At 73.5% G+C, this 26,740-nt stretch carries 20 protein-coding genes; 11 read left to right on the forward strand and 9 right to left on the reverse strand.

The annotated features are described in order from the left end of the window. Positions 1–29: 29 nt before the first annotated feature. The 3 genes from ACQEVZ_RS45250 to ACQEVZ_RS45260 form a co-directional block, all read right to left on the reverse strand. Entirely contained in the window at positions 30–578 is a 549-nt protein-coding gene (locus tag ACQEVZ_RS45250) for a DUF4262 domain-containing protein (RefSeq protein ID WP_433379756.1), read from the reverse strand. A 409-nt stretch (positions 579–987) separates the two neighbouring features. After that, positions 988–2,301: a condensation domain-containing protein gene (locus ACQEVZ_RS45255; protein WP_433379759.1), complete on the reverse strand. Its 1,314-nt coding sequence runs from the start codon at positions 2,299–2,301 to the stop codon at positions 988–990. A 140-nt stretch (positions 2,302–2,441) separates the two neighbouring features. Then, positions 2,442–3,272 carry an SMI1/KNR4 family protein gene (locus ACQEVZ_RS45260; protein WP_433379762.1) on the reverse strand — a complete coding sequence of 277 codons (831 nt, stop codon included), beginning with the start codon at positions 3,270–3,272 and terminating at the stop codon, positions 2,442–2,444. Between the two features lie 155 nt (positions 3,273–3,427). Between ACQEVZ_RS45260 and ACQEVZ_RS45265 the strand changes: the two genes are divergently transcribed. From ACQEVZ_RS45265 to ACQEVZ_RS45295, 7 genes are all read left to right on the forward strand, one after another. Next, positions 3,428–4,057, forward strand: a complete 630-nt coding sequence (locus ACQEVZ_RS45265; protein WP_344511822.1) for a GntR family transcriptional regulator — start codon at positions 3,428–3,430, stop codon at positions 4,055–4,057. A gap of 108 nt (positions 4,058–4,165) precedes the next feature. Beyond that, positions 4,166–5,800: an ABC transporter substrate-binding protein gene (locus ACQEVZ_RS45270; protein WP_433379766.1), complete on the forward strand. Its 1,635-nt coding sequence runs from the start codon at positions 4,166–4,168 to the stop codon at positions 5,798–5,800. Further along, a complete protein-coding gene (locus tag ACQEVZ_RS45275; protein ID WP_433379769.1) occupies positions 5,797–6,555 on the forward strand; it encodes a DUF1684 domain-containing protein in 759 nt (252 codons plus the stop codon). Before ACQEVZ_RS45270 ends, ACQEVZ_RS45275 begins: the two co-directional genes overlap by 4 nt. Beyond that, positions 6,539–7,483, forward strand: a complete 945-nt coding sequence (locus ACQEVZ_RS45280; protein WP_433379772.1) for an ABC transporter permease — start codon at positions 6,539–6,541, stop codon at positions 7,481–7,483. The genes ACQEVZ_RS45275 and ACQEVZ_RS45280 overlap by 17 nt, the downstream gene beginning before the upstream one ends. Further along, positions 7,473–8,285 (forward strand): ABC transporter permease, encoded by an 813-nt coding sequence (locus ACQEVZ_RS45285; RefSeq protein WP_433379775.1) that lies wholly within the window; start codon positions 7,473–7,475, stop codon positions 8,283–8,285. Before ACQEVZ_RS45280 ends, ACQEVZ_RS45285 begins: the two co-directional genes overlap by 11 nt. 20 nt (positions 8,286–8,305) lie before the next feature. After that, complete coding sequence (locus tag ACQEVZ_RS45290) at positions 8,306–9,607, forward strand: hypothetical protein (protein ID WP_433379778.1); 1,302 nt, start codon at positions 8,306–8,308, stop codon at positions 9,605–9,607. After that, positions 9,604–11,193, forward strand: a complete 1,590-nt coding sequence (locus tag ACQEVZ_RS45295) for a dipeptide ABC transporter ATP-binding protein (RefSeq protein WP_433379781.1) — start codon at positions 9,604–9,606, stop codon at positions 11,191–11,193. Before ACQEVZ_RS45290 ends, ACQEVZ_RS45295 begins: the two co-directional genes overlap by 4 nt. 10 nt (positions 11,194–11,203) lie before the next feature. On the opposite strand, the gene ACQEVZ_RS45300 is transcribed toward ACQEVZ_RS45295, so the two are convergent. Beyond that, positions 11,204–11,542, reverse strand: a complete 339-nt coding sequence (locus tag ACQEVZ_RS45300; protein ID WP_433379784.1) for a winged helix-turn-helix transcriptional regulator — start codon at positions 11,540–11,542, stop codon at positions 11,204–11,206. A gap of 110 nt (positions 11,543–11,652) precedes the next feature. Between ACQEVZ_RS45300 and ACQEVZ_RS45305 the strand changes: the two genes are divergently transcribed. Continuing rightward, positions 11,653–12,327 (forward strand): alpha/beta hydrolase, encoded by a 675-nt coding sequence (locus ACQEVZ_RS45305; protein WP_433379787.1) that lies wholly within the window; start codon positions 11,653–11,655, stop codon positions 12,325–12,327. 69 nt (positions 12,328–12,396) lie between these two features. Here ACQEVZ_RS45305 and ACQEVZ_RS45310 read toward each other — a convergent pair whose 3' ends face one another. Beyond that, complete coding sequence (locus ACQEVZ_RS45310; protein WP_433379790.1) at positions 12,397–13,125, reverse strand: TetR/AcrR family transcriptional regulator; 729 nt, start codon at positions 13,123–13,125, stop codon at positions 12,397–12,399. 81 nt (positions 13,126–13,206) lie between these two features. Between ACQEVZ_RS45310 and ACQEVZ_RS45315 the strand changes: the two genes are divergently transcribed. From ACQEVZ_RS45315 to ACQEVZ_RS45325, 3 genes are all read left to right on the forward strand, one after another. Beyond that, positions 13,207–14,082: an NAD(P)H-binding protein gene (locus tag ACQEVZ_RS45315; protein WP_433379793.1), complete on the forward strand. Its 876-nt coding sequence runs from the start codon at positions 13,207–13,209 to the stop codon at positions 14,080–14,082. A gap of 111 nt (positions 14,083–14,193) precedes the next feature. Then, positions 14,194–15,210 carry an FUSC family protein gene (locus tag ACQEVZ_RS45320; RefSeq protein ID WP_433379796.1) on the forward strand — a complete coding sequence of 339 codons (1,017 nt, stop codon included), beginning with the start codon at positions 14,194–14,196 and terminating at the stop codon, positions 15,208–15,210. A 351-nt stretch (positions 15,211–15,561) separates the two neighbouring features. After that, a complete protein-coding gene (locus ACQEVZ_RS45325) occupies positions 15,562–15,969 on the forward strand; it encodes a DNA-binding protein (RefSeq protein ID WP_433379799.1) in 408 nt (135 codons plus the stop codon). A 162-nt stretch (positions 15,970–16,131) separates the two neighbouring features. On the opposite strand, the gene ACQEVZ_RS45330 is transcribed toward ACQEVZ_RS45325, so the two are convergent. The 4 genes from ACQEVZ_RS45330 to ACQEVZ_RS45345 form a co-directional block, all read right to left on the reverse strand. Next, positions 16,132–16,872, reverse strand: a complete 741-nt coding sequence (locus ACQEVZ_RS45330; RefSeq protein WP_433379802.1) for a hypothetical protein — start codon at positions 16,870–16,872, stop codon at positions 16,132–16,134. 243 nt (positions 16,873–17,115) lie between these two features. After that, complete coding sequence (locus ACQEVZ_RS45335; protein WP_433379805.1) at positions 17,116–18,072, reverse strand: cyclase family protein; 957 nt, start codon at positions 18,070–18,072, stop codon at positions 17,116–17,118. Between the two features lie 198 nt (positions 18,073–18,270). Next, a complete protein-coding gene (locus tag ACQEVZ_RS45340; protein WP_433379808.1) occupies positions 18,271–23,538 on the reverse strand; it encodes a non-ribosomal peptide synthetase/MFS transporter in 5,268 nt (1,755 codons plus the stop codon). Next, on the reverse strand, positions 23,535–26,729 hold the full coding sequence (locus ACQEVZ_RS45345; protein ID WP_433379811.1) for a non-ribosomal peptide synthetase: 3,195 nt from the start codon (positions 26,727–26,729) through the stop codon (positions 23,535–23,537). The genes ACQEVZ_RS45340 and ACQEVZ_RS45345 overlap by 4 nt, the downstream gene beginning before the upstream one ends. Positions 26,730–26,740: the final 11 nt, after the last annotated feature.

Consider the following 26,740-nt stretch of genomic DNA (forward strand, 5'->3'; position numbering starts at 1 on the left):
AGGCGCTCCAGAACCCGGCTGCGGCCGGCTCACAGGTCCTGCGTCCACACTCCCTTCGGATGAACGTCAGGCGGCAGCCAGAGCTGCGGCTGGCGAGCGCGCACGACGTCCTCGCTGCCGGCGTCCCACGTGCAGCGACCGTTGCGGTCCGGCCACACGACCTGAAGCATCGGGATCGGGGGCCGCCGGTAGAACGCGATGGCGCGGCCGAAGAAGGGGCGAAACCACCGCAGATTCACGGTCCTGAGGTGCACGGGCCACCGCTCGATCACGTCGTCGAGCGCCTGTCCGGCCTCGACGGGCGGACCGGCCACGGCCCGCCGCCCGATGTCGTTGAGGCAGGTCCGCATCAACTCGACGTCCAACCCGAACATGGCAAGCTCCGGCAGCCGGTGACTGTGCCACAGCCCGATCGTGTACGCCCACCCTGGACCCTGCTCGTCCTCGGGCACCATGAGCACGCTCCAGCCGTGCTCCAGCACGTGCCCGACGGTGCCGGCCTCGGCCGGATCGCGCTCGTCCCGGTCGCCGTAGTCATGGCAGATGACACAGCGACAACCTGCCTGCTCGTTCCTCACGCCCGTGAGCGTAGGCCTCCACAGCCCCCTGGTCCGCGGCGACACCGTCGATCACGTCACCGGCCGGCGAGCGAAGCGGGCGTGCCAGGCGTCGAGCAGACACACATCGAGCACCAGAAACGGCTGGCCGGCACTGTCGATCTCGATCCTCAGAAGGGTCTCGCCGGCTCTGCACCGCAGCATCAGGCGTCTCCGCGGTGAAGAAAGTCGGGGCTGCCGAGCCGCGCATCGAACGCTGCCGAGACGGCGGGGGTGACGCCCGCCTTTTGCAGAGCCGAACCTCTGGCGTTGAAGTTCGGCGGCTGGACGGGGAACGTCGCTGCGCCAGCCGCCGCAGGGCAGTCCGCACTGCTCGATGAGCTCCTTGAATCGCTACGTGTCACAAAGGTGTCGACATCGCTCCGGCGCGCTACGGACCGGTCGCCTCGGTGACCGCCGTCTCCTCCATGCCGAAGAGCAGGGCCTCGGCCGTCGCGGGCGCGACGTGGTGGGTGTCGATCTCGATCCTCAGGAGGATCTCACCGGCCGAGCCGAATACCGTGCCGTCGTCGACGTTGAGGAAGATCCGGGCGTACACCTCGTCGCGCTTGATCGGCCAGCGCATCGTCGTGCGCGGCAGCGCGGCCCGGATGTCGGCGGGGTGGACGACCTCGGGGCGGAGCGGGCCGCGGCGGTCGTTGTAGAAGCTTTCGAGGTCGAGTTCCGGGCCTCGCTCGCGGACCACCTCGGCGGTGATCTCCTCGAGGCGGACGCGGTCGTAGTACCCGTACTTGTGTGCCGTCATCGCGGCCCGCCGGACCCGGTCCAGCGCCTCGGCGAACGGCTGCCCGGCGACGTCCATGCTGCACAGGCTGGTCTGCGACACCGGCCCGACGACCGCGGCCAGCCCCGGGCGGAACCGGTTGCTGGTGACGAGCCGGGTCGCGACCGGGTTCACGCCGCCGACGCGGGCCATCGTCACCGCGTAGACGGTCTGCATGATCGCGGCCGGGTCGACCTGGGTTCGAGCGGCGAGGGTGCGGAGGGCGAGTTCGAGGGCGACGGAGGTGAGCTCGCCGCGCCAGTACCGCGGCTGCCGCGGGTCGCCGTCGCCCGTCAGCCGACGCAGCGGGATGGCCCGCATCGTGTTCGCCCAGTGCCGGATCGCGGACGCGCTCTGCCGCTGCCCGGCTGGCGAGCGCTGCCATCGCACCTGATCCAGGGCCTGCAGTCCGTCGACCGGCGCGGTTTCGTGGCGCGCGCTCTCGGCCAGCATGACCGCCGATCCACCGCCGTCCGTGACGAGGTGGCTCATGATGGCGACCAGGTGTGTCGGCGTACCGTGCTGCTCGACGACCGCCATCCGGACCGGCCACTCGGCGGCGAGGTCGAGGTCGGTCTCCTCGTAGCGGCGCTGGACGGCCCGCCCGGCATCCAAGGGGTCGCCGTCCCCCGCGTCGACGACCTCCAGCTCGATCGTGCCGGCAGCGTGCACCACTTGCCGGGGCGTGCCGTCGGCCTCGAACTTCAGCCGGGTACGCATCGACGGGTACCGGGACATGAGGTACCGCAGCTGCTCGACCGCGTCCTCGAGGGTGTGCCCCGCGGGCAGCGGCAGCGTCCCGCCGATCGGCATCCAGGTCTTCTGATCGACGAGGGCATGCCAGATCTCCCGCTGCCCCCACGACAGCTCGTCCTCACCGGAACCTTCGCCCGCGAACTCCACGGAGATCATGCGCCTCATCCACCGGATCGTAGGACCCTTTTTTCGAGTCGCAAATCAACCCGCTCCTCTTCCATCCCATCGGCCGAGGCGCACTCCAGCGATCGGCCCATGGACGGCAGGCGCTGGCTCGTTCATGAACAGTTCGCTCAGCGCGGCGATCAGTTCGGCGTACTCAGCGTCGCGGTGAACTGACCGGAACGTCGGTCACGTCCAATACCGGCTGGCCCCGCAGGGTCAGCAGGCCGTTGAGCACGTCGACGGTGGCCTGCCAGTCGGCGCGGCCGCGCAGCCCGGCGGCGAGCAGCGTCGGCGGGACGTGTCCCGCGTGCAGCAGCCGCTGCCACCCGTTGACGTTCCAGGCCGACGATCTGCAGCCCGTAGAAGCGGTCCTCCTGCCGCGGCCGCAGGATCAGCTCACCGGAGCCGGCGGCGAGGTACAGCGCCCGCACGTCCTCGGGCAGCGCCGCACCGAGCCGCGATTCGGCCGCCGCCAGCGCCGCCAAGCTCGCCGGCCGGGCCTCCGGCAGCAGCTCGCGCACCAGCGCCGTAACCGCGTCCGGGTCGGCGCCTGGCGACACGGTGACGCCGTCGTGGTGCACGGGTGTGCGGCGGAACGGCTCCGGGTCCGCGCCGGGCACGAGCGTGACCACTTCCAGGACCTGGTTGCCCATCCCGAACGTGACCTGCGGCGCCGCGGCCACGATGCTGACCATCCCGTCGCCGGTGCTCCTGGCCACGGCCCGGATCGCCACGCCCGCCCCGTCGACCAGGGCGGCGATCGGGCCGAGCGCGTCCATCGGCCGCTCACCCCGGGCGAGGTCCAGCCCGTTCCGGCCCGGGTCGCCGTCGTAGTTGGTCGAACCGCCGTACGCGCCGGACGACACGGAGCCGACGAACTCGGTCTCCCGGACATCGGGCGGGGAGCTGCGCAGCAGCGCCTCCACCAAGGGACGCCAGACGGCCGGCTCGTGCAGCGGGTTGTCGACCACCCGCCGACCCTAGCTTGTTGTCAGCCTGCGGGCCGTTGATGGCGAATGCGCGCCGTCGATCGACGAGGACCGGCTGACGGGCCGGGAACACCCAGGGCCGGTTGGGTGGGGATAATCGGCGAACTCATGGCGGCCGCTTGCCCGAAGGAGACCCGGTGAACCGCGACTCGGCCTCGACTCAGTACGAGCGGCTGCGCGGCGATATCGTCGCCGGTCGGATCGCGCCGGGCACGGTGCTGCTCGAGACCGTGCTCGCGGAGCGGCTCGGGGTGTCGCGGACGCCGGTTCGTGAGGCGCTCGCGATGCTGGAGCGGGACGCGTTGCTGGAGCGGGACCGGCGCGGGTACCGGGTGCGGACGCGGAGCCCCGAGGAGCTGCTGGAGATCTACGAGGCCCGTATCGCGCTCGAGTCGACGTGTGCGGCCGCGGCGGCCGGGCGGCGTTCGGCGTTCGATCTGGCCCGGCTGCGCCACCTGACCGGCGAGGCGGCCGCGGCCGGTGATCCGGCGCGGCTGCGCGAGTTGCACGCGGCCTGGCACAGGGCACTGCGCGTCGCGGCGGGCAACGCCACGATCATCGAGCTGCTGGAGCGGCTTGACACGCTGCTGGCCGTGTACGACGACGCGGAGCCGACGTTGTCCGACCGGGATGAGGCCGCGACCGAGCACGGGCGGGTGGTCGACGCGATCGAGGCCGGTGACGCCGAAGCGGCGCGGCGGACCCTGGCCGCCCACCTGGACCGGTCCCGCGAGGCCCGTCTGGCGCGGCTCGCCGCCGGGGCGTAGTCCGGCCGAGCAAGAAACGTCACAGGTCAAAGCCTCTTGCCCGAGCGTCGACGCGTGTATACGCTCGCGCTAATTTCCTAGCAATCCTGTCTGAATAATGGAGTAATCATGTTCCGCAGGCTGGTCGTGGCGGTGGCGTCGGTGACGCTGCTGGCCGCATGCAGCAGCACCGGCTCGTCCGGCGACGGCGGGGCGTCCGGCGCCCCCGTGCGCGGCGGCACGGTCGTATTCGCCACCGACGTCGAGCCCACCTGCCTGGACCCGGCGGCCCCGAGCCAGATCGCCACCCAGATCCTGCAGCGCAACGTGTACGACTCGCTGATCCACCAGGACGCGAAGGGTGCCTTCCACCCCTGGTTGGCCAGTTCGTGGGACGTCTCGGCCGACGGCACGACATACACCTTCCACCTGCGCGACGGCGTGACGTTCCACGACGGCACGAAGTTCGACGCGACCGCCGCCAAGGCGACCTTCGACCACTTCACCGACCCCGCGACCAAGGCGCCGCTGGCCGGCTCGCTGCCGTTCGCGTCGGCGACCGCGACCGACCCGGGCACGCTGGTGGTCAAGCTCAAGTCGCCGTTCGCCCCGTTCCTGCAGCTGGTGTCGTTCTCCGTGCTCGGCATCCAGTCGCCGGCGGCGCTCGCGAAGGGGCAGGCCGCGCTGTGCGCCGGCGGGCCGGGAGCGGCCGTGGGCACCGGGCCGTTCACCACGGCCGCGTACTCCAAGGGGCAGAGCCTCACCTTCGCACGGTACGACGCCTACAACTGGCCGCCGGAGGGCTCGGCGCATCAGGGCGCCGCGTACCTGGACAAGGTCGAGGTCCGGTTCCTGCCGGAGAACGCGATCCGGGTCGGCGCGGTCAGCAGCGGCCAGGCCCAGCTCGCCGCGAACGTGCCGCCGGTGACCGCGGCCGCGTTCGAGGCCGGCGGCGGGGTGCGGGTGCTCAGCGCGGCCGCGGCCGGAACGCCGTTCACCGCCTACCTCAACACCACGCGGGCGCCGTTCGACGACGTCAAGGTGCGCCAGGCGTTCCAGCGCGGCATCGACATCGACAGCATCGTCAAGGCGGTCTACGCGGGCCGTTTCCCGCGCGCCTGGAGCCCGCTCACGCCCAGCACGCCGTACTCGTACGACAGCGCGCTGGAGAACAGTTGGCCGCAGGACGTGACGCTGGCCAACCGGCTGCTCGACGAGGCCGGCTGGAACCAGAAGGACTCGCAGGGCTACCGCACCAAGGACGGCAAGCGCCTCGCCGCGGTCTGGGTCCAGAACAGCACCGTCATGCGCGAGCAGCGCGACGTCGTCGCCCAGGCCGTCGCCGACAACGCCAAGAAGCTCGGTTTCGAGGTGACCGTGCAGGGCCTCGACGCCGGCACCTTCTCGGCCCGGGCCAAGGCCGGCGACTACGACATCACCGACCAGAGCAACCAGCGGGCCGACCCGGACATGCTCTACAACGTGTGGTCGTCGAAGTTCGCGGCGACCAAGGGCGGCGCCAACTACGCCAACGTCACGGACCCGCAGGTCGACCAGTGGCTCAGCCAGGGCACCACGGCGCTGCGGCAGGAGGACCGGCCGGCGGCCTACAAGCCGCTGCAGCAGTGGGTCATCGACAACGCCGCCGCGGTGCCGATCTACGTCCCGCAGTACCTCCTCGGCGCCTCCAACGCCGTGCAGGGCGTGCAGTTCACCGTCTCCGGGTACCCGGACTCCTTCTACACCGTGTGGCGGACCAAGTGAGCAACGACGACTTCGAGTCCTGGCTGGCCGCGCGCGCCGAGGAGGTGGCCGGCCCGGCCGGCCACACCGCCCTGACCGGCACGTACCCGGTCGCCGATCCGCTCGTCATCGACGGCGCGCCCGGCACCTGGAGCGTCCAGGACGGCCGGCTCGCCGTCACCGTCGAGCCGGGCGCGCCGCTGACCAAGGACGGCGTGCCGGTGACCGGTACCGCCTTCGTCGAGGGCGACCTCGAGGCGCCCGGCGTGACGATCCGGACGTTCGTGCGGGAGGACGGGCCGGTGGTGCGCACGTACGAACACGCCGCGCCCGGCCGGACGGGTTTCGCCGGCATCGACCGGTACCCGTACGACGAACGCTTCCGGGTCCCGGCGACGTTCGAGCCGTTCGCCGTGCCCGAGGCCACCCCGATCCCCTACCAGCGCGACGACGTCCTGCGCGCGCACGTCGTGCCGGGCGAGTTGGCGTTCACCCTCGCCGGCACCGAGCACCGGGTGCGGGCGTTCGAGGGCCATGGCGGCCTGTGGTTCGTGTTCGCCGACGCGACGACCGGCGTGAGCACGTACCGGCCCGGCCGCTTCGTCGAGGCCCGCGGGACGCCGGAGGGGTACGTGGTGGACTTCAACCGCGCGTACCTGCCGCCGTGCGCGTTCTCCGACTGGTACAACTGCCCGCTGCCGCCCCGGGAGAACGTGCTGACGACGGCGGTCGAGGCGGGCGAGCGGTCGGTGCAGCGCCGTGCGCACCCGGTCTGACGGCGGCCGCCTCGCCCGCCGGGCGGCGATCGCGGTCGTGCAGCTGTGGGGCGCCGCCACGCTGTGCTTCGCGATGCTGCACCTGATCCCCGGTGACCCGGTCGACATCATCATGGGCAACCAGGCGCTGGTGTCGCCGGAGCTCAAGGCTCAGGTGCGCGCCGAGTACGGGCTGGACGACCCGGTGGTGGTGCAGTACCTGCGGCTGCTGGGCGAGCTGGTCCGCGGCGATCTCGGCACGTCCTACCAGCTGCAGCGGCCGGTGTGGGGCGCCCTGGCCGAGCAGGTGCTGCCCACCGCCGAGCTCGCGGGGGCAGCACTGCTGCTCGCGGTCCTGCTGGCGGTGGGCGCGGCGGTGCTGGTCCCCGAGCGCAGCCGGGTCGCCCGGACGGTGTTCTCCGGGCTGGAGATGGTCGCCGTGTCGCTGCCGCAGTACTGGCTGGGCATCCTGCTCATCACATTCCTGTCGCTGCGCTGGCACCTGTTCCCGGTCATCGAGGCCGGCACCTGGCGCAGCCTCGTGCTGCCGGCCGTCGCGGTCGCCCTGCCGATCGCCGGCACCCTCGCCCAGGTGCTGCGCGAGGAGATGGACACCGCCCTCGCCCAGCCGTTCGTCACCGCGGCCAGGGCCCGCGGCGCCGGCGCGCTGGCCGTGCGGACCGGCCACGCACTCCGGCACTGCCTGGTCCCGGCCACCACACTCACCGGCTGGTTCATCGGCAGCCTCCTCGGCGGGTCGGTCCTCATCGAGCAGGTGTTCGGCCGGCCCGGGCTCGGGCAGGTCGCGCTGACCGCGGTGACGAACAAGGACCTGCCGATGGTCACCGGCGTCGTCATGCTGGCGGCCGCCGTGTTCGTGGTCGTGAACCTGCTCGTCGAGGTCTCCTACCTCGTCATCGACCCGAGGGTGCACCGCGATGGGACGTAGGCTCACCGTCGCCGCGGCGGCGCTGGTCGTGCTGGCCGCCGTGACCGCCGCGCTGTGGCCGCAGCTGTTCACCGGTCACGATCCGAACGCGACCGATCCCCTGGCCTCGTTCCGGCCGCCCGGCGCCGGGCACTGGTTCGGCACCGACCAGCTCGGCCGGGACCTGTTCGCCCGGGCCGTCCACGGCGCCCGGCACTCACTGCGGATCGCCGCCGGTACGACCCTCGTCGCGCTGCTCGTGGCGGTGCCGGTCAGCGTCCTGGCCGCGCTCGGCGGCCGGTTCGCCGACAGCGTCATCAGCCGCGTCCTCGACGTGCTGCTGTCGTTCCCGGCGCTGCTGCTGGCCCTCGTCGTCGTCACCATCGTCGGCCGCGGCGAGCTGAGCCTGCTCCTGGCGATCGGCCTGGCCGACATGCCCGGCTACGCCCGCCTGCTGCGCTCCCGGCTGCTCGTGGTCCGCACCGCCGGCTACGTCGAGGCGGCCACCGGACTCGGCGTCGGCCCGTGGACGTCGCTGTGGCGGCACATCCTGCCCAACGCGGCCGGTCCGCTGCTGGTGACCGCCACCCTCGGCCTGGGCGTGGCCGTCATCTTCGCCTCCGGGCTCAGCTTCCTCGGCCTCGGCACCCAGCCACCGACCCCGGAGTGGGGCGCGATGCTCGCCGAGGGCCGCTCGACGCTCGCCGTCGCCTGGTGGGCCGGGGTCTTCCCGGGCCTGCTCATCACCCTCACCGCGGTCGCCGTCACCATCGTCGGCCGCAATCAGCGCAACCGTTTCGGCGTCGGCTCGGTCCGGCCGTGAACCCTTCTGGAGGTGTCCCCGTGCCGACCGACCGCTACGGGCAGCGTGTGTCCACAGTGGACCCGGCGGCCGCCGCGGCCTACTTCGACGCCGTCGACGCGTACCTGGTCCTCGACGACGCCGCCGCCGACGGTTTCACCAAGGCGATCACGCTGGATCCCGGCCTCGCCGTCGCCCACCTCGGCCTCGGGCTGAGCCTGGCGGCGGCCGGGCGGGACGGCGAGGCCCGCGAGGCGTTCACCGCCGCCGTCCGGCTCCGCCGCGAGCACCCCGAACGGCTCAGCCCGCGGGAGGCCCGCCAGATCGACCTCGTCACCGCGCCGCCGGCCAACCTGGCCGCGTACGCCGAGCATCTCGAGGCCCACCCCGGCGACCTGCTCGTGCTCGGGTTCGCCGCCGGCCTGCTCAGCGGCCGGCGGATCGCCGCGGGCACCGGCCGCGAGGGCGTCCTCGCGCTCGCCGCCGCGTCGGCCACCGCCTTCCCGCAGGACTGGGCCGTCGCCGGGATCCGCGCGCTGGACCTGGAGGAGGCCTGGCAGTTCGCCGAGGCGGAGCGGGCGGCCGAGCGTTCGCTGCAGGACCGGCCGGACAACCGGGCCGCCTGCCACGGGTACGTCCACGTCCTGCACGAGACCGGGCGCATCGGTGCCGTCGAGTCGTTCCTCAACGGCTGGTTCGGCACCCGGCACCCCCACTCGCCGCTGCAGACGCACCTGCGCTGGCACCACGCGCTCGTGGCCCTCGAGAACGACGACCCAGAGCTCGGACTGCGGCGCTACCACGCCGCCATCGACCCTCGCATCTCCACCCGCCGAACCACACTCGTCGACGCCGCCGCCGTGCTGTGGCGGCTGAACATCGACTGCCACCCCGGCCTGCCGTGGGAGCCGGTCGCAGAGCTGGCCCGCGCCCAGGTGGCTGGCCCGCGCGGCGCGCTGTTCGACGTCCACGCCGCCCTCGCGCTCGCCGCCGGCGACCGCGCGGCCCTGGCCGGGCTCCGCGCCACCTGGGAAGCCGAGACCGCGCGGCCCAACCGCGACGTCGTCCTCGCCGTCGTCGACGGGATCGCCGCGCACGCCGACGGCCGCTACGACGTGGCCGCCCGGCACCTCGGCGGTGTCGTCGCGGCGGTGGCCCTGGTCGGCGGGAGCCGCCTGCAGCAGGACATCGTCGTGGACACGCTGTGCGACGCGCTGGCCCGCAGCGGGCAGGCCGCCCGGGCCGCCGACATCCTGCAGGACCGCAAGCACCGGCGCCGGTCGCGACGTGACGAGCGCTGGATCGCCGACCTGCGCCGGGATTCCGCGGCGGCACCGCGATGAGCCCCGACCCGGTCCTGGCCGCCGACGACCTGCGCGTCACGTTCCGCACTGCTCGCGGTGCCGTCGAAGCGGTCCGGGGCATCTCCTTCACCCTCCACAAGGGACAGTGTCTGGCCATCGTCGGCGAGTCAGGGTCCGGCAAGAGCGCCACCGCCCGTGCACTGCTCGGCCTGGCCGGCCCGGCCGCTTCCGTCACCGCTGCCACGCTGCGGCTCAGCGGGCGGGACCTGAGCACGCTGACCGAGGCCCAATGGCGACGCCTGCGCGGCCGCGACATCGGGCTCGTCCCACAGGACGCGCTCGGCTCGCTCAACCCGCTGCACCGGGTCCACCGCGACGTCGGGGAGCCGCTGCGCCGGCACCGGCTGATCCCGCGTGCGCTGCGGCCCGGCCGGGTCGTCGAGGCGCTCGCCGGCGCCGGGGTGCCGGAGGCGGCCGTGCGGGCGCAGCAGTACCCCCACCAGCTCTCCGGCGGTCTGCGCCAGCGGGCCCTGATCGCCTCTGCCACCATCGCCGGGCCCCCGGTCCTCGTGGTCGACGAGCCGACCACGGCCCTCGACGTCACCGTCCAGGCCCAGGTGCTCCTCGAGCTGGAGGCCCTGAAGGCCGGCGGCACCGCGCTGCTCATGATCAGCCACGACCTGGCCGTGGTGGCCCGGATGGCCGACCACATCCTGGTGATGCGCGACGGCGTCGTCGTGGAGTCGGGACCGCCGGCAGCGGTGCTCGGGGCAGCTCGCCACCCGTACACGCGCCAGCTCCTCGCCGCGGTTCCCACCGGCCGGCCCCACCGCGACCCGGGCGGGGAAGCCCGCCCGGCACTGCTGGAGGTCCAGGGGATCAGCAAACGGTACCGCCGCCCCGACGGCACCGACCACGCCGCCGTGCGCGACGTCTCGTTCACCGTCACCGCCGGACGCACGCTCGGCGTCGTCGGCGAGTCCGGCTCCGGCAAGAGCACCGTGGCCCGCATCGCCCTCGGCCTGTTGCGGCCCGACGAGGGCGACGTCCGCTTCGCCGGCGCCCGGTGGAGCTCGGTGCCGGAGCGGCTCCGCCGCCCGCAGCGCGGCCGCATCCAGCTCATCCAGCAGGACCCGCTCGGCGCGTTCGACCCCCGCTTCACCGCCGGCCGGGTCATCGCCGAAGCGCTGCGGTCCGAGCGCGACCGGACCGCCCGGCGCCGGCGCGTCGGCGAGCTGCTGGAGGCCGTCGGCCTGCCCGCGTCACTGGCCGCCCGCGGCCCCGCCGAGATGTCCGGGGGCCAGCGCCAGCGCGTCGCGATCGCCCGGGCCCTGGCCACCGGCCCCGAGCTGCTGGTCTGCGACGAGCCGGTGTCCGCCCTGGACGTCTCCATCCAGGCTCAGATCCTCGCGCTGCTGGCGGACCTGCAGGCGCAGCGCGGCCTGGCGATCCTGTTCATCTCGCACGACCTGGCCGTGATCCGGCAGATCAGCGACGAGGTGCTGGTGATGAAGGACGGCGCCGTGGTGGAACGCGGCCCGGCCGACGACGTGTTCGACCGCCCCGTCGAGCCTTACACCCGCGAACTGCTCGCCGCCGTTCCCACGCTGCCGGTGTACCCGTAGCGCAGCCCGTTCACCGTTCCGCGACGGTCCGGGTGTCGTAGGCCGCACGGGATCGTTCCACTTCGGCCACGTTCTCCCTGCCCCAGGCGATCATCGGCTTGACCGCTTCGTGGAGGGCGACGCCCATCTCGGTCAGCTGGTACTCGACGTGTGGGGGCATGACCTCGAGCACCGCACGGACGAGGATGCCGTCGCGTTCCAGATTGCGCAGGGTGACGGTCAACATCCGCTGGCTGACGCCGTCCAGGCCGCGCTTGAGCTCGCTGAACCGTCTCGGCCCCGCGTCCAGCATCGAGATGACGAGCAGTGACCACTTGTCCTCGATCAGCGGTCGGCATCCGCTGCGCATGGTTACCTCCAGAGAACCGAGGCACCGGAATGTGCCTGATTGCCCGCTGCACGACATCCGTCAGAACATGAGGGAACTCCCAAGAAACACCCTCACAGCGAAGGATAGGCATGTCCACTTACGTCCTCATCCATGGCGCGTGGCACAGCGGGGCGGCCTGGGACCGCGTCGTGCCGCTGCTGAGCGCCGCCGGCCACCGGGTGCTCGCACCGACCCTGACCGGCTACGGCGACCGCATCCACCTCCTCAGCCCCGAGGTCGGACTCGACACACACATCGACGACGTCGTGCGGCTGCTCGACGACCAGGACGACGTCGTCCTCGTCGGCCACAGCTACGCCGGCATGGTCATCACCGGGACAGCGAACCGCACCCCACACAAGATCGCCCGCCTCGTCTTCCTCGACGCCATGGTTCCCCACAACGGCGAAAGCGCCGTCGACGTGATGCCGGCCACCCAACACCTCATCGACCGGGCGGCACAGACCGACACCCCATGGCGCCTGCCACCGATGTCCCGCTCCTTCGGCGTCACGGAACCGGCCGACCTCGCCTGGCTGGACACGATGCTGTCCGACCAACCGGTCCGCTGCCTGCAACAGCCGGTCGCCTTCGACAATCCGGCCGCGCACGCGATCCCACGCACCCACATCCACTGCACCACCGACGCTCCACCGCGGCGCCCCGTACCCCCGCAGGACGAGGTGTGGGAGCTGCCGACCGGCCACGACTGCATGATCACCATGCCCTTCGAACTCACCGAACTGCTCCTCAAGGTGCACTAGGGCCGAGCTGCTCCGCGGCGGTCGGTCGGCCAGTCGCGGCGCGGCGGCACCGGTTGCGGTTCGTGGGTCTCAGTCTCGCTGGCGCTGCGCCTGGTCGAGTGAACGGTTGAGCCACTCCGTCATCAGGGCTCGCTCGGCGTCGGTGAGCGCGGGCAGCTCGGGCACCACGGTGGCGAACGTGACCGTGACCGTGGTCGTGGTGGCGTCCGGCGCCGCAGGTGCGGCCGTGAGGATCCGGTCGGCGACGGCATCGAACATCACGTCCGCCAGGCCGGGGTCCCGCAGTGCCGCGGGCATGCCCAGCAGGGCCAGGACGGTGCCGGTGCCGGCAGCGTGGATCATGGCCACGGCCCGTCGCTCGTCGACGCGCAGGCGGCCCGCGGCGGCGAGCCGCCGCACCAGCGTGCGCAGCACCTCGATGCCGGCGGTCGTCGCCGGTGAGGGCGCACCACGGCCGGGGGTGTTGAGCAGTGCGTACAGCTCCGGGTTGGCCAGTCCGAACTCGACGTGCAGCTGCCATCCGGCGCGCAGGTCGGCCACGGGGTCGCCGCCGGGCTGGGCCGCCGAGACCGACTTGCCGGCGACGTAGGTGGCCATGACGTGCTCGGCGAGGGCATCGATGAGGCCATCCTTGTCGCCGAACAGCCGGTAGATGGTCGGCGCCTGCATGCCGGCGGCCTGGGCCACCGCCCGGGTCGTCACGCCGCGGGCGCCGTGCTCGGCCAGCAGCCGTGCGGCCGCCTCGAGGACGGCGGAACGGCTCTCGTCGCGGACGTCGGCGGCCAGTCTCTGCTCCACGTATCGAGGATAACAGGAACTTGTTTCCGTTGGAACATCACTGATAACGTCGCACTCATATCAACGGAAACAAGGAGCGACATGATCATCGTCACCGGAGCCACCGGCAACCTCGGATCCCGGATCGTCACCCGGCTACTGGAACTGGTCCCCCCCGACACCGTGGGCGTCAGCGTCCGCGACGCAGGCAAGGCCGCCGCGCTCGCCGAACGCGGCGTCCGCGTCCGGGTCGGCGACTTCACCGACCCCGACACCCTCCAGCACGCGTTCGAGGGCGCCAGCCAGGTGCTGGTCATCTCCGCCTCGATCCGCGGCGCCGGTGCGGTCGCGGCCAACATCGCCGCCATCGACGCCGCACGCGCAGCGGGAGCCCAGCGCATCCTGTACACGAGCCATCAAGCAGCGGCGAAGGACTCACTCTTCGCACCGCAGCTCACGCACGCCTTGACCGAAGAGCACCTCACCCGACAGGGCATCGCCTTCACCGCCCTGCGCAACGGGTTCTACGCCAGCACGCTCGGCCACTACATCGGCGCCGCCCTGGAGACCGGCCGGCTCGTCGCGCCTCAGGACGGCCCGGTCTCCTGGACCGACCACGCCGACCTGGCGGAGGTGGCTGCGGCGGTACTGGCAGGCAACATCACTCTCGACGGCGTCACCGCACCGCTGACCGCGCCCCAGGCACTCGACTTCGAGGCCGTCGCCGGCATCCTCAGCGACCTCACGGGGCGCACCATCGAACGGGTCGTCGTGGACGACGAGGCGTGGAAGGCCGCGGCGGTCGAGCGCGGCATGCCACCGCAGGCCGCCGACTTCACCCTCGGCATGTTCCGCGCCGCCCGCCGGGGCGAGTTCGCCGTCACCGACCCGACCCTGGAGGCCGTCATCGGACAGGCCGCCGTCCCGGCCGGCGCGGTCCTCGCCACGATGACCGCGGCGCAGCTCGCAGCTCGATGACCCGGCGGCCACACCCGGACTCCGGTTTCCGCCCTTGCCCCGGCCGGAGCTGACCGGCGCAGTATGAAGGATGGGCGAGCATCGCAAATACGAACAAGACGGGTGAAGAGGATGGGTGGGCAGGCGCGGGCGATGCTCTCGGACCTGCTCCACATCCGCCCGATGCGAGGCACCCACCGGGTCGCGCTGCGGGCCGGCGTCAGCGTCCTGGTCCCCCTGCTCACCGTGCTGGCGCTGGGCCACCCGAGCTGGACGGCCTACGCCGCCTTCGGGGCGTTCACCTCACTGTACGGGCGCAACCACGTGCACCTGTCCCGCGCCGCGATGCAGGCGAGCGCCGCAGCGGCGCTGACGGTGTCGGTCGTCCTCGGCGTGCTTGTCGGCTCGCTGGAGTCGCGGGCGTGGGTCGCGGTGCCGGTCGCCGCGCTCGTCGCGGCGCTGGGCGCCGTGCTCGCCGCCGCGCAGGACTGGCACCCGCCGGGGCCGCTCTTCCTGGTCTTCGCGTTCGGTACGGTCGCCTCGGCCCCGCACCACGTGTCGGACGTCGCGGTCGCCGCCGCCGTGACCGGGGCCAGCAGCCTGTTCGCGCTGCTGGTCGGGAACGCGGGCAGCCTCGTCCGCCGGCAGCGGAGCCGACCGGCCAGGCTGGCGCACGTGTGGACGTGGGAGCCGGTGCGCTACGCCCTCGCCGTGGTGCTGGCGGGCGGCCTGGCGACCGGGATCGGGATCGGCCACCCGTACTGGGCGACGGTGGCGGCGGTCGCTCCGCTCAGTGCTCCCGGCCGCACCGCCCAACTGGTCCGCGCCGCGCACCGGATCCTCGGCACGCTGCTCGGGCTGCTGCCCAGCGCGGCGCTGCTCGCGCTGCACCTGCCGCCGTACGCGACCGTGCTGGTCGTGGCGGCGCTGCAGATCGTCACGGAGCTGCTGGTCGGGCGGCACTACGGGCTGGCGCTGCTGTTCATCACCCCGATGGCGCTGCTGATGGGGCAACTGGCGGTGGCCCGCCCGGCCGGGCAGCTCCTCTTCGACCGGGCGGTCGAGACGGTGATCGGCGGCCTCATCGGCGGCGCGATCGTCCTGTGCCAACCGTGCCTGCGGCGTTACCGCACCCCAGGCACCACCTGACATCCATTGATGCGGTAGCGCGGCCCGGGCACTGCTGGACGTCGGTGCCCGGATCGCGCCGCGATGGCAGAACGCACGAGGCGCGCAGGGCGGTGTGGGCGATGCGTTTTGACGAGTTTCGCAGGGCCAGTGACCTGCACGCAGCCCAGACTGAACGGATCCGGCAGGCTCTCGAGGGCAGCGACCTCGGGGTCGTCGCGGCGCCCGAGGCGACCCGGCACCCGCTGCGGCGTCCGGCACGTCGTCCTCCATCCGGCGCAGGGGTCGGCAGGCCAGGCCCAGCGCGCGGCGGTTTGAACAATCTGTTGAAAACAGATCGTTGATCTGGCATGATCCGAAGGTGTGACGGAGATGCTGACTTTCCCCGACCCCGGGGCACGGCGCGCGGAGCGGGTATACGCTGCGCTGGCCCACCTCACCGAGCGCCACGCCGCATCACCGGAGCTGCGCTCGCGGCATACCCACGCGGACGTCGCCGCCCCGCACGAGGTGGTCCGCGTCGCAGCGGCGATGGCCGCCGGGTCGATCCCGCCGGCCCCAGGCGAGCCCCCGCTGGACACGTCCGACCTGGTCGCGGCGCTGACCCTGCTGCCCGAGGTGCGGGCCGAAGTGGACGCCACGGAGCTCTACCTGCTCAGAACCGCCCGCGCCCGCGCAATGACCTGGCAGGACATCGCGCTGAGCCTCGGCCTGGGCACCCCGCAAGCGGCCCGGCAGCGCTACGAGCGGCTGGAGGCCCGTAGCGACCCGACGACATGATCGGGGATCTGCCCGAGCGGCTCGATGCCACTGAGCCGGCGCGCCCGTGGAGCGGAGCTGCCATCCCGGCAGCCCGGACCCCGACCCGACCCGCGAACGTCAACCGGCATGTCCGACCCGGCCGACGTTCGCGGTCACAGCACCAGCCGGGACGGCTCGGCTTCAGACCGGGGTGGCGACCGGCAGACCGGCGACGCAGCGCACGTTGAGGCGGAGCTTGACGGCCAGCAGGTCGATCTCCACGCGCGCCGTGTCACGGGCGCCGCCGTCCATGCTCACGACCTTCGCGCCTGGGGCGGGCCGAACGTCGAGGACGCGCACCTTCCCGTCGGCGCAGCCGGCGACCACAACCCCGCCGAGAGTCGACAGGCTGACGGCGACCAGCGCCGGCGTCGCCTCGGGGTTGGCGCTCGTCACCGGCGCCGTGGTGGCCGGCGCGCCGGCCGTCTGCGGGGCGGTGGTGACGGCGGGCCCCGGGTCGGTGTGTCCATCGCCGTCCGTGGCGTTGCCCGGGCGCCCGGCCGCGCCGCCCGACTCGATTCGGCCGTTGCCCGCCGACGGATCGCTTCCGGTACCCGGGGACGGGCTGGTGCCGGCCTCGACCGCAGGTTCCGTCCCGTCCGGCTGCGCGGTGCCGGCCGCACCCGGTTCGCGTCCTGCGGAGCTCGGCAGTTCGATCGGCCCGGCATCGTGCGCCAGCAGGAACGACCCGAGGATCACCGCCGCAGCGGTCGACAGGGTGAGGGCGAGCCGCGCACGACGCCGGGCGTGGAACTCCTCGGCGACGTCGTCCGCTGGCGATCCGGTGAAGATGCCGATCGCCCGGACCGGGCGGTGCGGCACGCCGGACGGGAGCCGTTCGGTAACGTGGTCCTGCCCGCCGGGCACCTGTGATTCATCCACAAGCATAGTTTGTATCAGACGGCTCAACGCGGCACGGCCAGCGCCGCGACGGGCGCGTCGGTCCGTGCGCCATTCACCGAAACGTTCTTTGCTGGGCGCGCCCGGAAAGCCGGCCGCACCGCCGTGCCGAGTCCTTGGCGACCGCAGGTGGCTCACTCGCATGCTCGCGAAGCGAGGGTCAGGTGGACGCCGGGGCTGGTCCCGCAGCACACGGGCAGCGCGGGACGCCCTCGCGAACCGCGGTCAGAACGTGGCGATCGGGTTGACCGGGCTGCCAGACGTCCCGGCGAAGCGGACCGGTGCGACAGCGAGGTGAAAGTCCCATTGGCCGAGCTCGGCGGCCGTCGTCGCGCACGCCTCCAGGTCGCAGTTGTCGAGCAGCCACAGACCCATCGCGACGAGACCCACGGCATGAACCGGCATCAACACGTCGTCGTACCCCGACGGCTGAACGTCCTGAGGGGTGTCGGCGCCGATCAGGGCGACCTGTCGTTCGCGCAGCCACGGCAGGCAGGACGCGTGCCAGCCGGCCTGGGTGAAACCGCCGGCCGGACCGGCTTCGTGCCGGACGCGGCCTTGGCCGGTCCGCAGGAGCACCGCATCGCCGGATCGCACCCGCACACCCTGGCGACGCTCGGCCTCCTCGAGATCGTCGGGGAACACACCCTCCCCCGGCTCCAGCCACGGCACGTCGCGGACCCTCGCGATGTCCAGCAGGACGCCACGCGTGACGATCCCGTTCGCCGCCGCCGTGACGGCCCCCCACGCCGATCCCGTTGCGGCGTCGACCGACGAGTGCGGCCGCCCGTTGTACATCGTGCCGTCCCAGAAGATGTGACACGGCGAGTCGACGTGGGTGACGGTGTTGCCGTGGAACGTGATGCCGAGACGCTCGGACGAGAACCCCCAGCGCCGGTCGTTGCGGAATCCGGGCAGCGGCATGTGCTCGGCACCCGGCATGTCGGCGGCGCACGGGCACGTCGTTGTCGACCGCTCCATCTCGTCCGGGACGGCGACCTCCCACGCGCACGACACGCTCCTGCCGTGGCGCACGGCCCGCGCCGCCGCCAGCCGGACCTCGTCGGTGATGTGGTTCAGCGTCCCGAGCTCGTCGTCGTCGCCCCATCGCCCCCAGTTCGACAGCGCGCTGAAGTACCCCAGCACCTCGTCCTGCGTGGGCATCGGTCGCCCTGCCGTCATCCCAGCATCGACTCCTCCGGTCACGCGGTTCGAGGCACCGCGGGTAGACCCCGACCGTACTCCCGGCACGGCCGAGCGCACCTGGACGGCCGGCCAGGCCGGACCCCGCGGCATTTTCGCTGGTGCTGCCGCGAGGTCGGCCTGGCCTCCCGATCACGTGCTGCCGTTGGACGACCGCGTCGAGAACAGCGCGTCGGGTTACACGCGCACCTGTTCGTCGGCCTGGGCCTGGACCTCGTCCAGCGAGTCGGGGATCTCGGCGCCCGCTGCGGCGTCCGGCAGGTCGTCCTCCATCCGGTGCAGGGGTCGGTAGGCCAGGCCCAGCGCGCCCCAGATCACCAGCAGCACGCCGCAGGCCAGCAGGATCAGTCCCGTGCCGCGGGCGTCCCCGACGCCCACGACCCGCCCGACGGTGTCCGCGAGCGCGCCCCCCGGCCGCAGCAGCGGCGCGACCGCCTCCGTGAACGGCGGCGCGGTCAGGAACGCGACCGGTGTCATCGCCACGGCGAGCATCTGGTTCGTGGCGAGCACCCGGCCCTGCAGTTCGAGGCCGACCTTGACCTGGATGATCGCGAGCCAGTGGGCGTTGAGGATGGTGAGCGAGGCGTACCAGATGAGGCTGCCCGCCGCCGCGAGCGCCGTCGATGGCCGTAGCCCGACGAGCGCGGCGCCGAGGCCGACCCCGATGACGAAGCCGACCATGCCGGTGGCGCGGCGTTCGGCGCCGCCCCACAGGACCATGGCCAGTGCGCCGAGGGCGGCCCCGATGCCGCTGAACGCGGTGACGACGCTGACCGCCGTCGTGCCGCCGAAGGCGTACACGGTCGGCACGGTCACGGCGAGGGCGAGCATCGCGAGGTAGTTCTCGACCACGAAGAACACGATCATGACCATGAGCGGGCGGCGCCGGATGAGGAACCGCCAGCCGCCGACGATCGCGCGGACGAAGGTCTCCTCCTGACGGCGGAAGAGCCGGTCGGGCAGGCGCACCAGCAGCAGCGTGCCGACGCCGACGAGCAGCGACACCACGTCGACCGCGACCACCCACGGCATGCCCAGCGCCGTGATCAGCGCGCCGCCGGCCAGTGGGGCGATGAGCATGCCGATGCCCGGGCCGAGGTTGGCGAGGGCGTTGGCCTGGCCCAGGTACGGCTTCGGCACCAGCTGCGCGACCGCGGCCAGGTAGGCGGGCCGGTGGAAGGCGGTCACCGCGGACAGCAGCCCGGCCAGCAGCCCGACGCTCCAGATCTCCAGGCGGCCCAGCGCCAGCAGGGTGACCACGGCGGACATGACCGCCGCGCCCGCCCCGTTGCAGGCCAGCATGATGCGCCGCCGGTCGATCCGGTCCGCTACGGCACCGCCCACCGGCAGCAGCAGGATCGAGGGCAGCAGGGCCAGCATGGTGACGAGGGCGTAGTCGGCGACGCGGCCGTTCTGCTGGTACGCCCAGACGCCCAGGGCGAACGAGCTCAGCGCGGCACCGATCAGCGAGGCGGTCTGGCCGGCGGTCATGACGTAGAACTCGCGCAGGTCGCGCCGGGCCCGGCCGCCGGTGACCGCGGTGCTGACCACCTCCGGCGCCCGGCCCGCGCCCCACTCCCGCAGCGTGCCGGCGATCTCGTCGGCCGCGGCCGCCGCCTGGTGCTTGAGAAAGTAGTGCCCGGCCCGGGGCAGGACGGCGAGGGCGACGCGGTCCGCGAAGGCGCCCCATTCGGCATAGCGTTCCTGGTACAGCTCCGTCGAGCGGTCCCGCGCCCCGATCAGGCACAGCACGGGCGCCCGCAGCCGCCGCCGGTCGGGCCGGGTCAGTTCGCGGGTGAACCACGTCTGGGACTCGTCCACGTCGTGCCGCAGGCTGCGCAGGATCACGTCGGCGTCGAGGCCCTCGTCGTCGTCGAGGCCGCCGAGTGTACGCAGGAAGTCGCGGTACGCCCGGTCGGAGGTGAACCAGGTGGCGTGGAAGCGCCGGTGCAGCCAGGACGACACCCGCCCCGGCAGCCGGGCCGCCGGGAAGCTGCCGCCGACGACCAGCCCGGCGACCTCGCGGCCGTCGGACTCCAGTCGGAGGGCGAGCTCGGTGGCGGTCGCCGAGCCGACGCAGTGGCCGTAGACCAGCACCGGGCCGGTCGGCAGGTCCGCGACCACGCGGTCGATCAGCTCGGCCATCGGCAGCGGCGGCTCGTCGGGCCGGGCGGGGTCGTGCCCGGGCAGTTCGATCGCCAGCACGGCCGCGCCCGGCAGGCGCTGGGCGAGTTCGGTGGCGAGCGGCCCGTAGGCCGCGGCCGAGCCGCCGCCGTAGGGCACGCAGACCACGGTCAGGGTCGCGTCGGCCGGGCCCGCGAGACGGTGCAGCAGCCCGGTCGAGCCGGTGTCGCCGTCGAGGTAGGCGGCCAGCTCGCGCACGGTCGGGCGGGTGAACAGGTCGATGACCCGCAGCTGCGGGTCGATGGCCCGCACGGCGCGCACAGCCTTGAACGAGTCGCCGCCGAGGGCGAAGAAGTCGTCGTCGAGCCCGATCTCAGCGCCGTCGAGGACCTCGGCCCAGGCCGCGGCGACCCGCAGCTGCGTCGGGGACTCCGGCGCGACCCGGGTGGCGGCGCCCGGCGGCTGCGGTGCGGGCAGCGCGGTCCGGTCCACCTTGCCGTTGGCGGTCAGCGGGAGCCGGTCGAGGACCACGAACGCCGACGGCACCATGTAGTCCGGGAGCCGGTCGCGCAGCGCGGCCCGCACCAGCCCGGGATCGGCGGTGGCGGGCGTGATCCAGGCGGCCAGCCGACGCGTGTGCGCCTCGCCGACGGGCAGTACCACGGCCTCGCCGACGCCGGGGACCCCGCGCACCGCGGAGGCGACCTCGTTGAGCTCGACCCGGAAACCGCGGATCTTCACCTGGTCGTCGACCCGGCCCAGGATCTGCACGAGGCCGTGGGCGTCGACGCGGACGCGGTCGCCGGAGCGGTACCACCCCTGCTGGAAGCGGTCGTCGACGAGGTTCAGGTAGCCGCGGGCCACGCTCGGGCCGCCGATGCGCAGCTCACCGGGCACCCCGTCCGGCACCTGGCGGCCCGCCCGGTCGGTCACCCGGCATTCGACGTTCGCGAACGGGCGTCCGATGGGGACGATGCCGGTGCGGCGCTCGGCCGGGACCTCGCGCACGTCGCAGCCGAAGACGGAGACGGTCGTCTCGGTCGGGCCGTAGTGGACCTGGACCTCGAGGTCCGGCCGGACCCGTTCGATGCGGTCGACCAGCTCCCACGGGCAGGGCTCGCCGGCCAGGACGAGCAGCTCGCGGGGCAGCAGCGCGGCGAGGTCGCCGTGCGCGGCCAGCAGCTCCAGGTGGCTCGGGACCAGCTTCATCGCGTCGACCGGGTGCTCGGCCAGGTAGGCCGCGAACGCCTCCGGGTCCGTGGCGGTCTCGCGGTCCACGAGGTGCGCCACGCCGCCGGTGGCGAGCGCCCCGAACAGGTTCGTCATGCCGAGGTCGGCGGCGTGGGTGGACACCAGGGCGTAGGACCTCCGGTGCCCGATGCGGTCCGCCACCGCGTGCAGGTAGTGCGCGATGTTGCGGTGCTCGACCATGACGCCCTTGGGCCGCCCGGTCGAGCCGGACGTGAAGATGAGGTACGCGAGGTGGTCCATCGGCACCACCACGGCCTCGGCCGGATCGCCGGTGACGTCCGCGACGACGATCGCCTCGCGGCCCGGGACACGGCACGGTGCACGGTCCGCGAACGCCGTCTCGGTGAGCACGAACCGGGCCTGGGCGGTGTCGAGGATCTCCGCCACGCGGCCGTCCGGGTAGCCGGGGTCGACGGGCAGGTAGACGGCGCCGGCCTTCAGCGTGCCCAGCATCGCGACGGGCAGGGCCGTCCCGCGCTCGGTGAGCACCGCGACCGGCTCCTCGGGCCGTACGCCGGCCGCCAGCAACCGGGCCGCCACCGCCCCGGCGCGCCGGTCCAGCTCCGCGTAGGTCAGCCGGCCGTCCGCCGCGACCACCGCGGTGGCCTCCGGCGTCGACCCGGCGTGGCGGGCGATGAGCTCGTGCAGCGGCCGGTCCAGCGGGTAGGACACCCGCGGGCCGTCCGGCCCGGGCCGCACGCCGGGCTCCAGCGCCAGCGCTCCGACGGGGCGGTCGGGCTCGGTGACCAGGCCCGTCAGCAGCGCCAGGAACCAGTCCACCAGCCGCCGGGCGGTCTCGTCGTCGAACAGGTCGGTGCGGAACACCAGCATGCCGCGGTAGCCGTCGTCCACCCGCGACAGCGTGAGGTTGAGGTCGTACTTGGCGGTGTGGGTCGGCAGCAGGACGCCCTGCGCGTCCAGGCGCGGCAGGCGCGGCGGCGCGGCCGGCTGCTCCAGCACGTTGAGCAGCACCTGGAAGATCGGCGTGTGGCCGAGGGTGCGCTCGGGCTGCAGCCGCTCCACGATCCGCTCGAACGGGGTCTCGGACTGTGCGAGCGCGTCGATCGCCACCTCGCGGACCCGGTTCAGCAGCTCGCGTCCGGTCGGGTCGCCGGAGCAGTCGGTCCGCATGACCAACGTACCGATGAAGCAGCCGATCATCTTCTCGATGTCGGGGTGGTGCCGGCCCGCGACCGGGACCCCGATCGGGATGTCGTCGGTGCCGCACACCCGGGCCAGCAGCGCCTGGAGCGCGGTGAGCAGCACCATGAACGGGGTGGCCCCGCAGGAGGCGGCGAGGTCGGCGAGCGGGCCGGCCAGCGCCGCGGGCACGTGCACCGGCACCTCCCCGGCCCCGTGGCCGGCCACCGCGGGGCGGGGCCGGTCGGTCGGCAGGTCCAGCACCGGCGCCAGGCCCTGCAGCCGCTCGACCCACCGGTCCAGGGCCGCGGCAGACGGCTCGCGGCCGGCCTGCCAGCGGGCGTAGTCGGCGTACTGCAGCCCGGGCGCGTCCGGCGCCGGGCGGCCGTCGAGGCGGGCGGCGTACAGGTCGGCGAGCTCGCGCAGGGCAAGGTCGACGGACCACTCGTCGAAGGCGATGTGGTGCACGACGAGCAGCAGCACGTGCTCGTCCGGCCCGTCGCGGCGGATCAGCGCCCGCAGCGGCGGCTCCTCCTCGAGCCGGAACGCCCGCTGCCGGACGTCGTCGATCTCCCCGTCGGTCTCGACGAGCACGTCGTCCGCGCTGCCCAGCACCGCGCTCGGCTCGCCGTCGCGGTCCACGTACCGGGTGCGCAGCACGTGGTGGCGCTCGGCGAGGTCCCGGACCGCGGCGGTCAGCGCGGCCACGTCGAGCGGGCCGGTCAGCCGCACGGTGGCCGTCACGTGGTAGGAGCCGCTGTCGGGCTCCAGCTGGTGCAGGAACCACAGCCGGGCCTGGGCCGGTGACAGCGGCGCCGGCGAGTCCCGGTCGGGGGACGCGGGAATGGTGCTGGCGGCGCGGGCGGCGTTGCGGCGCGCCCCGGCCAGCCGCTGCTGCAGCAGCGAGCGCTGGGCGTCGGTGACTGTCACGCCTGCGCCGCCTCGTCCAGCAGCAGCGCCTCCAGCGCGGCGGCGAAGTTCGCCAGCACCGGCTGCTCGAACTGCAGCCGGACCGGCACCGGGAAGTCCAGCGCGTCGCGGAGCCGGCCCACGACCAGCGTCGCCGACAGGGAGTGCCCGCCGAGCGCGAAGAAGTTGTCGTACACCGACAGCTCATCGCGCTTCAGCACGGCGCTCCACATCTCGGCGACCAGCTGCTCCGCCTCGGTGCGCGGCGCGACCCGCTGCTGCACCTCGTCCCGCGGCTCGGGCAGCGCGGTGCGGTCGACCTTCCCGGACGCGTTGACCGGCAGCGCGTCCAGCGTCATCCAGCGGCGCGGGACCATGTAGTCGGGCAGTGTCGCCCGCAACAGGGCCTCCAGGGCCTGTGTGTCCGGCGTCGACCCCGGGCGCGGTACGACGTAGCCGACGAGGTGCGCGTCGCCGGTCGGGTCGGCGACGGTCACCACCGCCTCGGCCACGTCCGGCGCCGAGCGCAGCTGCGACTCGATCTCGCCGAGCTCGATGCGGTGCCCGCGGACCTTCACCTGGTGATCGCGGCGGCCGAGGAAATCAAGGAGCCCGTCGGTGCGCCAGCGGACCAGGTCACCGGTGCGGTAGCAGCGCTCGCCGGGCCGGACCGGATCGGCGACGAACGCGGCCTCGGTCAGGTCGGGCCGGCCGTGATAGCCGCGGGCCACGCCGGCGCCGCCGATCCACAGCTCGCCGATGGTCCCGGGCAGCGCGAGGCGGCCGGCAGCTGGGGAGTTGGGGTCCATCACGTACACCCACTCCCCCGCCATCGGGGTGCCGATCGGCACGGTGTCGCCGACGGGGGCGGTGAGGCGGTACATCGTGGACGCCACGGCGGTCTCGGTCGGGCCGTAACCGTTCCAGCACTCGCCGAGCCGGGCCGTGAGCTCGCGGCCGAGCGCGGGGTCGAGGGCCTCGCCGATGGCGATCCCCCGCACCTCCGGCGACTGCCAGCCGGCCGCGACGAGCATCCGGAACGTGGTCGGGGTCGCGGTCATCACGGTCACCTTGGACTCGGCGATGCGCTGCGCCACCAGGTGCCCGTCGACGGCCACGCCGCGCTCCAGCAGCACCAGCCGGGCGCCGTTGCCGAGGCCGCACCACAGCTCGATCCCGGCCACGTCGAAGGAGAGCGCGGTCAGGCCGAGCATCACGTCGTCGGGCGTCACCGGCACCAGCTCGCAGTTGGCCGCGACGAACGCGGCGACGGCGCCGTGGCTGAGCTCCACCCCCTTGGGGCGGCCGGTCGAGCCGGAGGTGTAGAGGATGTACGCGAGGTCGTCGGCGCCGGTCACCGGGAGATCGCCGGGCTCGGCGGCCAGCGCGTCGGCCAGGTCGACGAGGACGGCGCCGGTGCCCTCGACGAGCGGGCGGGCCACGTCGAGCGTCTCCGCGGCCGCGAGGACGACCTTGGCGCCGGAGTCGCTGAGCTGGTAGCGCAGCCGCTCGGCCGGGTGGTCGGGCTCCAGCGGCACGTACGCCGATCCGGCCTGCCAGACGCCGACCAGCGCGGCGGGCAGGTGCCGGTCGCGGGGCAGGCAGATCCCGACGGGCGCGCCGGACCCGGCCCCGTGCTCGCGCAGGGCGGTCGCGATCCGGGCCGCGGCCCCGGCCAGGTCACCGTAGGTCAGGGTGCCGCCGGCGGCGTCGACGGCGACGGCCGCGGGGCGGGCGTCGGCCTGGGCGAGGACCGCGTCGAGCACCGTGGCGGGCGCGCCGGCGGGCAGGCCGGGGCCGGTGCCGAGGGCCACCAGGTCGGCCCGTTCGGCGTCGCTGAGCAGGTCGAGCTGCGAGAGCGGGCGGTCGGGCTCGGCCAGCATCCCGTCGAGCAGGGCGAGCAGCCAGCGCGCCCAGCGCTCGGCCGTCGCGTGGTCGAACAGGTCCCGGCGGTAGTGCAGCTCGCCCTCGTAGCCGCCGCCCTCGGCCTCCAGCGACAGGCTCACGTCGAACTTGTTGAAGTCGAGCGGGGCCTCGAGCCGCTCGGCGCGCACGCCCGGCAGCACCGGGTCGCGCTGGACGGTCTCCAGCAGGTACAGCATCGACTGGAAGATCGGTGTCGTGGCGGTGGAACGCTCGGGTGCCAGGGCCTCCACGACCCGTTCGAAGGGCGCGGTGGCGTGCGCGAACGCCTCGATGGTGGTTTCCCGGACGCGGTCGAGCAGCTGCCGGCCGGTCGGGTCGCCGGACAGGTCGGTGCGCATCACGAGCGTGTTGATGAAGCAGCCGACGACGCCCTCCGTCGCGCGGTGGTGGCGCCCGGACTCGGGCACGCCGACCGCGACGTCCTCGCTGCCGCAGAGCCGGCCCAGCAGCGCCTGCCAGGCCGCGAGCACCACCATGAACGGCGTCGCGTTGCATTCCCGGGCGGTCTCGCGCACCCGCTCGGCCAGCGCCGGGGACAGGCTGAACGGCAGGTAGCCGCCGCTCCAGTCGGCCACTGCCGGGTAGGGCCGGTCGACGGGGAACGCGAGCGCCGGGGCGAGCCCGGCCAGCCGCTCGGCCCACCAGCCGACGTGGTCGTCCGCGGTCCGCGTGGCCTGCCACTCGGTGATGTCGGCGTACTGCAGCCGCGGCGGGGCGGGCGGTGTTCCCTGGCCGAGCCGGGCGGCGTACAGCGCGCCGATCTCGTCGAGGATCAGATCCTGCGACCACGCGTCGGTGGCGATGTGGTGCACGGTCAGGGCCAGCACGTGGTGCTCGGCGCCGAGCCGGAAGAGCACGGCCCGCATCGGCGGCTCGCGGTCGAGCTCGAACGGCCGGCTCACCTCGGCCCGCAGCGCCGCGTCCAGCGCAGGCTCGTCGATGTCCGCCAGGGACAGTCGCAGCCGGTCGGCCGGGCCGGCGACGGCGTGCCCGGGCGGCGCGATGACGCTGCGCAGGACCTCGTGCCGGGCGGCGACCTCGCGCAGCGCGGCCAGCAACGCGTCGGCGTCGAGCGGGCCGGTCAGCCGCAGCACCGTGGGCACGTTGTAGATCGACGTGTTGGTCTCGAACTGCGCGTTGAACCACAGCCGGGCCTGCGACGGTGACAGCGGCTGCGGCGCGGCCGGGTCGGGCCGGCGCGGGATCTCCGCGTCAGCCCGGGCGGCGGCGCGGGCAGCCGCGACCCGCCGCTCCATGACGGCCCGTAAGGTGTCCTGGTCAGACATAGACATATTTG

Source organism: Dactylosporangium sp. CA-152071, assembly GCF_050936335.1.
GTDB classification, from domain to species: domain Bacteria; phylum Actinomycetota; class Actinomycetes; order Mycobacteriales; family Micromonosporaceae; genus Dactylosporangium; species Dactylosporangium maewongense.